Raw genomic sequence first — 9094 nt, 5'->3', positions numbered from 1 at the left:
ACAGGCGGCGCTTGACGAGGGGATTGAACTTCAGGTCATCAAGTTGCCCGAGGCGAAAAAAGGCTTCGTGCTGTTGCCGCGCCGCTGGGTGGTTGAGCGCAGCTTCGGCTGGCTCAACCGCTTCCGCTGGCTCGCACGAGACTACGAGCGATTGCCCGAAACTCTGGCTGGCTTGCACTTCGTCGTCTTCTCCGTGCTTATGCTTGTTCACTTTGCAACCCTTAGCAAAAGTGCCTAACACCCTCTAATCGCGTTCCTGCCAACAACAACGCCATCGAGAAGAAAAGCCGCGTAGACGACTGGCTTCGTCGAGATACCGTATGTTGCAATCAACACCGGCACACTTTCGTGATGCCTTTCAACAACAGCATCAGAGGTCAGGACGTCGAAAAGCGAATTCGACTCGAACTTGTCCCCGGTGAGCATCCCGCGGGCACCCAGATAACTTACCTTTGCTTCGACCGTGTTCGGCACGACGAGGGACGACAAAAGCGCCAGACCGTGAAGTTGAGCACCACGTCGTGGCCACGGAAGCACAGCGCGCGCACAAGACGTCGACTTCCCTTTCGGACGCGCCCCGAAGGCAGGCTCTTTCGGCAACACGGGCGGCTGGGCGCCGGCTCGGTGTAACGCGCACAAATCCGGTCGGGGATGCCGTCAGGCGCGGCGAGCGACGCTAGAGCAGCTGGGGCAGCGTCTTGTCGACGGCGATGTGATATTCATTCTAGCCGGTAGCCAGGAGATCGCCTGCCGCCCAGGGTTTTTGCCGGATAGATTTTGCACGGCTACCAGCCCCTCTGGAAACCCACTAGCACGAGCACCGCGAACCGCTGCAACTCCGGCGAAAGCGGGCCGACAAGCGGACGCCACCGCAATGAACGCCTCAGTTTGCCCTCGCCGATCCCTTTTGGATCCGAGTTAGCCATGAACTACAAGTGGCGATCGCACACATGGGTACCAATGCTCGACATCGCGGTCTGCTCACGGCATACATACCTAAGAATGAGTCGCTCCAATTCGTTATAACAGGGGCGCAGCGTCTCGCGAATCGGGCCAGTGATACAGATAGGCACGCATCGAGATATCGTTACTCGGAACCTGCAATAGCCCGTTCTACGATTTATCCGTGGCTGCCGCTTAGCTCTGCCGTCACGCGGCCGATGCGTTCGAATATCACCAAGGCATGGGTGACGAGTGCGCACCGATTTCCATCAGGTTCTTGCTCATCTTGTCCCGCATCAGTGCAAGCGCGCCGAGCGTTGCCGAATTCGCGGATGCCAGTTCACGATCGCATGCAGCCTTGCTGCGGCCCGTGCGCCGCACGGGGAAATACAAGCGCGGTCCGCGATGATTTCGGGGGACGGCTCCCGAGGGTGGCACTCGGGAGCGAGCCCCGAATCCGTGGCGTACCAGGCGGATTCTTGACTCCGCAGTTATGACAGCATCGCAATCTCTCCATCGTGGTCGCTTCATTACACCCGGACCGCTTGTCACCGCGTATAGCCGGCCAAACGTGGTGAGCGGTCCGCGAGCGCTGCTCTGCTGTCATTCTGCAAGTCACTTGGCCCAGGTCCTAGACTCCCATGCGAAATAACGTCACAACTGCCGCCGGTTCGTGCCTGCCAGCGACACGACCAGTCGACCAGCGGATACTTGAACTTCTAGGCGCATCCTCGCTGAGCCCGACGGAAGATCAGCAAGGCGTCTGCGCGAACTGGATCACACCGAGGTGCACCGTTATCTACATTCCGCATTGCCACGGCCTGATCGACGAAGCGGTGCCCGCAGCCGCCATTCGACGACTGTGCTTCGAGCATCCACAGCACAAGAAGCTGTCGGACACGGCTTTTAAAAAGCTGGGTCGGCCTGCACGACGTACGACGCTGCTCGTCATTAACGGTGCTCGAGGTGCTGTTTGGCAGGATAAACGCTTCTCCTGAGCCTGCCCCCCAGCGATAGAGTTGCGGCGTGGGTCCGTCGCGCAGGGGTCTAAGGCTTGGACTGAGCCCGACGGCTTTCATTTAGTTATGCCAAGTTAACTGCCACCGCTAACACCGTACCGGTTTCTGTTACGGAACCAACAGCGACCCCGATCTAATAGCCGGGTCCCCGAACCATAGCGGCGGCGGATACGGTACCTTCGTGAAACATTGCGAAACTGTTTTCAATTGCTTGGAAGCCCCGTTCGTCAACGCTTCTCCGCTGTTCCCGACATTTGTTTCACGGCGAATTTTTGCTAGGGGTAGCAAAAAGCTGATCGGTGCGGTCGTAAAACGATGGCGTCTAGGCGCCGTCGATTCTGTCGTAGTGAATGATACGTAATTTGTAGCGGACCTAGCCTACGATGAACAACTGTTACTTATGGATCGTTACCAGACGGGGGGCGAACCGACGTCGTTTCAGGCGAGCCGCCTGGACGTAGACGTAGTAACGAGCGACTTCTCCAAGGCCGCGATTGCTGGATAAAAAGCGCCGCGAGACCGTTGTCGCGCAACACAGTTTCCACCACGATTATATGTTCCGGACTTCTCCGCTTCGCATGGCCTATCGCCTCGAACTCGTGGCTCTGGCGCTGCCCGCCAATTGCGCACCTGAATCGCTCCCGGCGCCCGTATCCCAATTCGTCGCCGCGTGCTGGCCCGGAATGAGCCGGGCGCAGTTGCTCGACCGCGCACGTCGGTTCGCGTTGCGCGCTTCACTGCGGGCGCGCCCCGAACGCAGGCCCGACGGCGTGCAGTTTTATGCACTCGTATTGGTGACCGACGATGCGCGCGCCGAGCTCGTAGCTCATGTGCGCCGACTCGCGCGTCGCGGCGGGGCCCGGCGCGCCCGAGCCTCTTTGCCGCCAGCGCAGGACGAGAGGCAAACCGGGCTATTCTAAGAGCCCGGTAATGGAGTAGTTGCGTCTTTGCGGCCTCATTTCCTGCCGCGCCATACAAACTCCCCTGCGCGGCCCAATAATGTGAAGGCAAGCGGTCTGCCGCTTTTGCGGGCTGAGGGTGATCTACAGTGCGGATCAGTTACTGAAAGGAGTGAAGCATGGAAGCGTACAACCCTCAAAACGCGCCCGAGCCTGACTCATGGCTCGAACTCGACGAACAGGAGCGCATTGCCCTGGCCGAGGCCTGGCATCGGGCGGCGCACGTCAAACTTCCAAATGTCACCGCACACGCCGTGCTTCATACCGTCGTGGAAAACCAGATTGCGATGGGTCTCGACCCTGTGGTCCTGGCCATGCATCGCCTCATAAGCGAAGGACTGACGCGGCACGATGCTATTCACGCGATCGGCTCGGTGGTCGCCGGGCATCTGTACGACGTTCTGAGCGCGGGGCAGAAAGGCAATGTTGACGATTCCCAGGCCCGCTACCTTGCAGCGGTGGAGCGGCTGACCGCAAAAGGGTGACGCAAAGGAGGAAACAGTCATTGAAACGTCATCCATGATTCGAAGTGAGACACCGTTTCGCGCGGGGTGTCACGCCGACAGGGTCTCAACCCAGCGCTTCCAGACGGCGTTGGCAACGTTTATCTTCGCCACCGCGTCGATAACTTTGCATGGCCTTTGTGCGCTCCCGGACAACGCTATTGTCTTCCGCACCCCAGACACCTTCCCAGAAAAGTCCGAGGTTGTGTGCTGAGGCATTGTGTCCCAGGTCAATGGCCTGCTCGTACAGCGAGCGCGCACGGATTGCGTCCAGCTGCATGCCGCGCCCGAGCCGTGCACTGTCGGCAAGCGCCGCGGCGGCCAGGCCGCGCAGACGACCGTCCGCGGTCTCGTCCTTCATCACGTCTTCAAGAATCGCGTTACCTCTGCCAAAGTCCGCCTCTCCTCCTGTTGGTGTGACGAGAGAAATAGCCATGGCCATTCGCCAGGCGGGATGGCGGTTCGCGCCAATACGCTCCAGCAACCAGCGGCCCAGATGGGGTGCGCGGTTTAACGTGCTGGTGAGCAGTGCATTTGCGATCGCCGCGAGCGACTCCGGTGACAGGAATCCAGTCTTGTTTGCCGCAATGACGTGGCGCGAGAACTTTTCGACATCCAGTGTAGGGTCAGCGTGGCGCAACTGATGCCATTCGCGCTCGATTGTCCCGACCCAGCTTTCCATTTGCATGGTGAGCAATCTCCCGGTGAAGAGTGCACCTGATTCTAGCTCACCTTTTGCCAATTGCAATGTCGGGATCCCGTGTCCTTGGCTGCGTACGTTCGGCAGGTGGCGGAGCGTACCGCTGCCCTGATTTTCCGCCGTCGCTATGCGCGAAGCCGCGACCGTACCGAAGTGATCCAGCGCGGGTACTTTATACAGGCCTGCCTGTTTGCCATATCCAGGTGGCGGTGCCAGGCAGTGAGGAGGAGAGGTATAATAATGCGCATTATTTATACCTCAGGTGACCGAATTGGGGCGACGCTGGATTGCACGCGTCGCTGGCGGCGACCGCGTGGTCAGCGCTCAGTCCGATTCGCGTGAGGTGATAGAAGGAGATGGTTCCACGATGGCTAATGCATTCGAACTCATTGCCCTGGCGCTGCCTGGCGATGTCGCGCCCGAGTCACTGCCCGCCACCGTCCGCCAGTTCGTCGCCGACTGCTGGCCCGGAATGAGCCGCGGCCAGTTGCTCGCCCGCGCGCGGCGCCTGGCGCTGCGGCCGTCGCTGCGCGCGGGTTCGGCGACTGCGCCGGGTGAGATTGGCCGCTTTGCGCTGACCCTTACGGCGGGCGTCGAGATCGTGTCCCTGATCGCGCATCTGCGCCGCGTTGCACAGCGCCGCGCCTCCGCGCGCAGTCGCAAGGGGGCCACCGCCTCCCGGCCGCCCGCGCGCGATCCGCGCCAGGCGTTGCTGTTCTGAGGGTGCGGCAAATGGGACGACCCCGAATCGAATGGAGCGACTCGCAGGTGCGCGCAATCTCGAGTGCGGTTGCGATGCTCGACCGTCACTTCCCTCGGGACAACACGGGTTTTCTGGACGGGCTCGTTGCGGCGGTACGCGCTACGACGGGCCGTGTCTATGGCGCCACGACCTACGGTCGGTTGTTGCGGGATGTCGCGCCGCAGGTCGGAGTACGTCGGCGCCCCAGTACGCCGACAATCCAGTCCGCGGTGTTGCGCGCGCAGGCGCTCGAGCGTGGCGCTGTACAGGCGGCTGCCGAAGCGTCCGCGCTGCTTCCTGCTGACTCGCGCGTAGCAACGGCTGCCGCCGTAAAACAACTGTCCGCGGTGGCGCAGCGCAGGAAACGTGAAGACGCCCGACATCCCGTCACCGTCGATGCTGACGCGCTGCGCGCCTCGCTCACGCCATTGTTGCGCGAACTGCTGCGCGAGAGCGTCGCGCCGCTGCATGCACGGGCCGGCCAAGGGGTGTCATCCAATGCGGACGACGAGAGCGCACGCGAGCTGCAGCTGACGACGGCCGCGCTCAAGGACGCACGTGCGAGGATCCGTCAGCTCGAGTTCGAAATGGGTGAACTGCGCCGCGAACTTGGTGCCGCGCAGGCCGCGCGCGATCTCGCGGGTGTGCACGTCAGTGCGATGCTGGAGGATCTGCGCGAAGCGATCGCAGCGTCGCGCCAAGGCCGCAGGGCAGCTCGCCGGTAACTCGAAATGCCGGGAAGAGTCCGCGGCTGCGGTCGTGTGCCTGGATTCGACCGGGGCTGGAATCAGCTTTAACCGGGCGAGTGAACACCAAAAGGACCAGTTCCAATACCTGACGAAAATCTGTCAAGACCAAAGATTCAACATATAGGTCGTATTCCTACGCAATTGTGGAATGGGACCGATCGTGGTTTCCTCGGGACGTTGCCTGAATTGGTATTGAGGTCGGGTAGCAGCGGTGCATTACTGCACCGCCGCCCCCTAAGAATCGTGCATGCGAGTTTCCCCGCACACGGCCAAAGCCTTTCAAAGCCCCATTGCCGGGAACGGTTTCACTACTGAGACTCCGAGGGCACGCGCGATCCGATGACAATCCGGTGAAGCATCGTCAGGTTACGAATCGTGTCCTTTCCGCCATCGATCTTTCGTTCCAAGTGAAGTAGACGCCACCCACTGGATTTCGTGATCAACTGATGCCAGGCTGGACAGGACCGCTGCTGATCGAGCCACAACCGGATCAGCCGCATCCGGCCCTTGAGCGAGTCCATCATCGCGAAGCCTAACCGCTCTTCGAAATAACTTTCCTACTGCGGGTCGAACGGGTTTGCGACACCCTTGACCTTACGGTGCCGCCGAATCGGCGTACCGACAATGTCGTATAGCGTCAGAAGTTCGCGCTTTCCATTGCCGTAGAACATATTAAATCTGTCTCAACTGCGGATAGAAATTTGTCAACTCGCATCGGTGTGCAAAATCGCAACTAACCGTCAGTTCCCGTCACCACTCTCTCAGCTTCGCCACAAACCGTCTTGCAAATAGAAGGGCAGTTTGGCCGACCGAACGAATTTTGCAGATGCTGTCTGCAAAATCGCTCACGCATCAGCGAATGACCGGTCACGCGAACATCGAGCGGGCCTTGTCGGCCATGAGGCGATGTTCGCCTCTGTCGGCAATTGGACATTTCGAAGAGCGCTTTGTATCCGAAAGCGCCCATTCAGCGCCTGTGCTGCATCACGTCCCAACAATGACGATGGTCCATCTGCCTGAGTTGCCGCCGCCGGATCAATTCGCGTCGATAGTGAGCGGCAACCAGCAGCACGGCGGAAGTCAGCCCAAACAGACCGACGGCGATTCCTGTCCACGATTCGGCCACGGAATACTCCTTGACTGCGGAACGGATTACGCAAGATGTGTCATTCGTCGTTCGGGACACGAGCGGCAGCCTTGAGGAGCAGGTGTCCGTCGCTGGTAATGAGCGGGCGTTGCTGGCCGGATGCGAGTTGTTCCAGCGTGACGAGCTGGCGGTCCAGAAGCGCCTCCAGATCCGCACCGTCCAGACACATCAGGTCGGGCGCATCCTTGAGCAGCATGGGGGTGGCGAATTCACGTGGACTTAGCATCTCCGTCTCCTGGCTACACCTGCCGTTTCGCTGGGAACCTGATCCGTCGGCCTCGCTTCGCGAGCAGGATCATTTCGGGGATGGCGGCTGCGGAATGCGCTCCTGTTCGGGTAGGAGGTCGCGCGCCAGGGCGATCATCTTAATGCTGGAATGCGCGATAGATCAATATGTGGGAAAGACTTTTTCGAAGGCGATCGTCATGCCACGATGGTGCCGTCGCGGTGCAGCATCCGGCTGATATGCGGCTGGACGGCGACTTCCATTGCGAAGCCATCAAGCTGACAGATCCGTCCTGTTCCATCCCCGCAGGGCTTACCTGCCATGGGCGCCACAGACTTCGTTTCGTAAGGCGCACGTCGGCTCGGGACGGCCCCCTTGTCCTCGGCAGAGGGTGAGCACCGTTAACATGACGGCGGTTTTGACGTCGAGGCGTGACGGGCATCTCGCGCGCAGCAGTCTGGAGTCTCCTTGTGGCTGATCTCGATGTCCGTGCGGCGTTATTCGCGGCGGCCTGCAATCGAGCCGGCTCTAGCTGCGAAGCGTCAATAGTCCGATCACGTAAGGGTCGGGCAACGAACTGGCGAATTCGACACCTCGCCGAAGCGCCTCGCTCGCAGCAGCATCGGCAGTTTCGAACCGCGGACTGCAGTCACCCTCATGGAATAAAGCCGCGGCGGGGTCCGGATCTTCGACGCTGACAAAGAACTCCGAACGCCATGCATCCCGGTCGTATCTTTCTTCCGTCACAACCACATATCGACAGACTTTTGCGGTTGTCATTGCCATCGGGACGTTGGCTGGAATAAAAAGGATAACCATGCATCGTCTGTTATGCAAAGCCAGAACCCTTGTCCGGTTCTGCATGGGCGGCCGCGAGACCATCTTTGAGGGTTCGAATATCCCTTAGCAACTGGTTATTTGATTCAGAGAGGTTCGCCACCTTTCTCCGCGAGCCGGAAACAGGCAATACCGCCAACAGAACGATAAGCAAGTCGGAAGTCACTGGCTTGGCCAGACCACGGCTGACGCCGGTTTAGACGTGATGGCCGCTGATATGCGCGGTGCGGCGGCCCGCGCCGAATAATTCGGGGTGGCGCCGCGGCCGCTGGCGTTGCAGCGCTGGCCCGGTTGCGTAGCACGCACTAAAATTTACTCAGTCGGTAGTTTTTTCCCGCGCTATGCGACCAATGAAATTCCGGAGGTTCTTACGATCGAACCGTCCGCGTCGCCTGTCGTGAGCCGCGTCCGGCGAGCGGGAGCGCTCATTACCCCGGAAGTGGAAGGACGTCCCGGCCGGCGCCTGATTTTGCGGCGGAAAACAACGCCCGCATCGACTCGCGCAGGCGCTCGCCGGGTCGGCCAGTCCCGTGCTGCAGGTACTGGCCGACATCGCTCTTACACTGTGCAACGCCGGTAGCGCTGGCATCACCCTGCTCGAAAGCGGCGGTGACCACGAACCTGTATTCTGCTGGACCGCGCTGTCAGGCCATTGCGCGGACCTGGTGGACAAGGTGATCCCCCGTCGCGACAGCTCTGCCGGGGTCCCGCTGGCACTGGGCGCCGCGCAGCTATCCGCTTTCCCGCAGCGCCACTGGTCGCATGGCGGCCGTCAACGACCGAGGGAATCATGAGCCCGTCGGACTTCATTGAAACCAATCTTTCTGCGCTGGTTGCGGACTGGACAGAATATGCGCGCACAGTCAGCCTGACGGACACCCGTCTCACCGAGACCCAGCTGCGGAACTCGGCTTGTGACATCCTGATGTGGATTGCGGCAGATATGCGCGAACCGCAAACTGACGCGCAGCAGAAGGCCAAGTCGTACGGCGATCGGCACGATGCACAATCCGCTTTGGACAGGGTCGCCCGCGAGCACGCGGACGATCGTCTCGCGCATGGCTACGGGATCAACGATGTGGTAGCGGAATACCGTGCCCTGCGCGGTAAGCACCCGGCGAAGTCATCTTGATCGGCAAGTCATGCCGCCCGACGATCATGTCCATTCAAATTTTAAATGGACAGGTGTACATGACGGACGAAGTCGAGGTTGTCCAGGATGTGGTGCAGCCGACACGGCGCCGGCGGCATAGCAAGGAATTCAAGGAGA

The 9094-nt window shown here is 60.5% G+C and carries 10 protein-coding genes; 7 read left to right on the top strand and 3 right to left on the bottom strand.

Annotation, left to right across the window (positions count from 1 at the left end; translation table 11 throughout):
• The 3 genes from AB3X94_RS40625 to AB3X94_RS40615 all read left to right on the top strand — a co-directional run.
• Positions 1–238 (top strand): transposase (locus AB3X94_RS40625; protein ID WP_368614401.1); only part of this gene is annotated, 238 nt, incomplete at its 5' end.
• 1345 nt (positions 239–1583) lie between these two features.
• A complete protein-coding gene (locus AB3X94_RS40620; RefSeq protein ID WP_368594275.1) occupies positions 1584–1940 on the top strand; it encodes a hypothetical protein in 357 nt (118 codons plus the stop codon).
• A 1099-nt stretch (positions 1941–3039) separates the two neighbouring features.
• Complete coding sequence (locus tag AB3X94_RS40615) at positions 3040–3405, top strand: hypothetical protein (protein ID WP_368594274.1); 366 nt, start codon at positions 3040–3042, stop codon at positions 3403–3405.
• Positions 3406–3490: 85 nt separating this feature from the next.
• On the opposite strand, the gene AB3X94_RS40610 is transcribed toward AB3X94_RS40615, so the two are convergent.
• A complete protein-coding gene (locus tag AB3X94_RS40610) occupies positions 3491–4111 on the bottom strand; it encodes a sel1 repeat family protein (protein ID WP_368594273.1) in 621 nt (206 codons plus the stop codon).
• Between the two features lie 379 nt (positions 4112–4490).
• Here AB3X94_RS40610 and AB3X94_RS40605 point away from each other — a divergent pair, with 379 nt between their 5' ends.
• Both AB3X94_RS40605 and AB3X94_RS40600 read left to right on the top strand, forming a co-directional pair.
• A complete protein-coding gene (locus AB3X94_RS40605; protein ID WP_152854516.1) occupies positions 4491–4844 on the top strand; it encodes a hypothetical protein in 354 nt (117 codons plus the stop codon).
• An 11-nt stretch (positions 4845–4855) separates the two neighbouring features.
• Positions 4856–5590, top strand: coding sequence for a hypothetical protein (locus AB3X94_RS40600; protein WP_368614400.1), 735 nt, complete (start codon positions 4856–4858; stop codon positions 5588–5590).
• Between the two features lie 991 nt (positions 5591–6581).
• On the opposite strand, the gene AB3X94_RS40595 is transcribed toward AB3X94_RS40600, so the two are convergent.
• Together AB3X94_RS40595 and AB3X94_RS40590 are read right to left on the bottom strand one after the other, a co-directional pair.
• Positions 6582–6740, bottom strand: coding sequence for a hypothetical protein (locus tag AB3X94_RS40595; RefSeq protein WP_368594271.1), 159 nt, complete (start codon positions 6738–6740; stop codon positions 6582–6584).
• Between the two features lie 40 nt (positions 6741–6780).
• Positions 6781–6987 (bottom strand): hypothetical protein, encoded by a 207-nt coding sequence (locus AB3X94_RS40590; RefSeq protein ID WP_368594270.1) that lies wholly within the window; start codon positions 6985–6987, stop codon positions 6781–6783.
• Between the two features lie 1367 nt (positions 6988–8354).
• Between AB3X94_RS40590 and AB3X94_RS40585 the strand changes: the two genes are divergently transcribed.
• Positions 8355–8618: a hypothetical protein gene (locus AB3X94_RS40585; RefSeq protein WP_368594269.1), complete on the top strand. Its 264-nt coding sequence runs from the start codon at positions 8355–8357 to the stop codon at positions 8616–8618.
• Positions 8615–8956, top strand: coding sequence for an RsbRD N-terminal domain-containing protein (locus tag AB3X94_RS40580; RefSeq protein ID WP_368594268.1), 342 nt, complete (start codon positions 8615–8617; stop codon positions 8954–8956). Before AB3X94_RS40585 ends, AB3X94_RS40580 begins: the two co-directional genes overlap by 4 nt.
• Positions 8957–9094 lie beyond the last annotated feature (138 nt).

Source organism: Paraburkholderia sp. BR10923, from assembly GCF_040948765.1.
Classification (GTDB): domain Bacteria; phylum Pseudomonadota; class Gammaproteobacteria; order Burkholderiales; family Burkholderiaceae; genus Paraburkholderia; species Paraburkholderia youngii.
The sequence above is the reverse complement of the archived record's forward strand: the minus strand, read 5'-3'. Positions and strand labels throughout refer to the sequence as shown.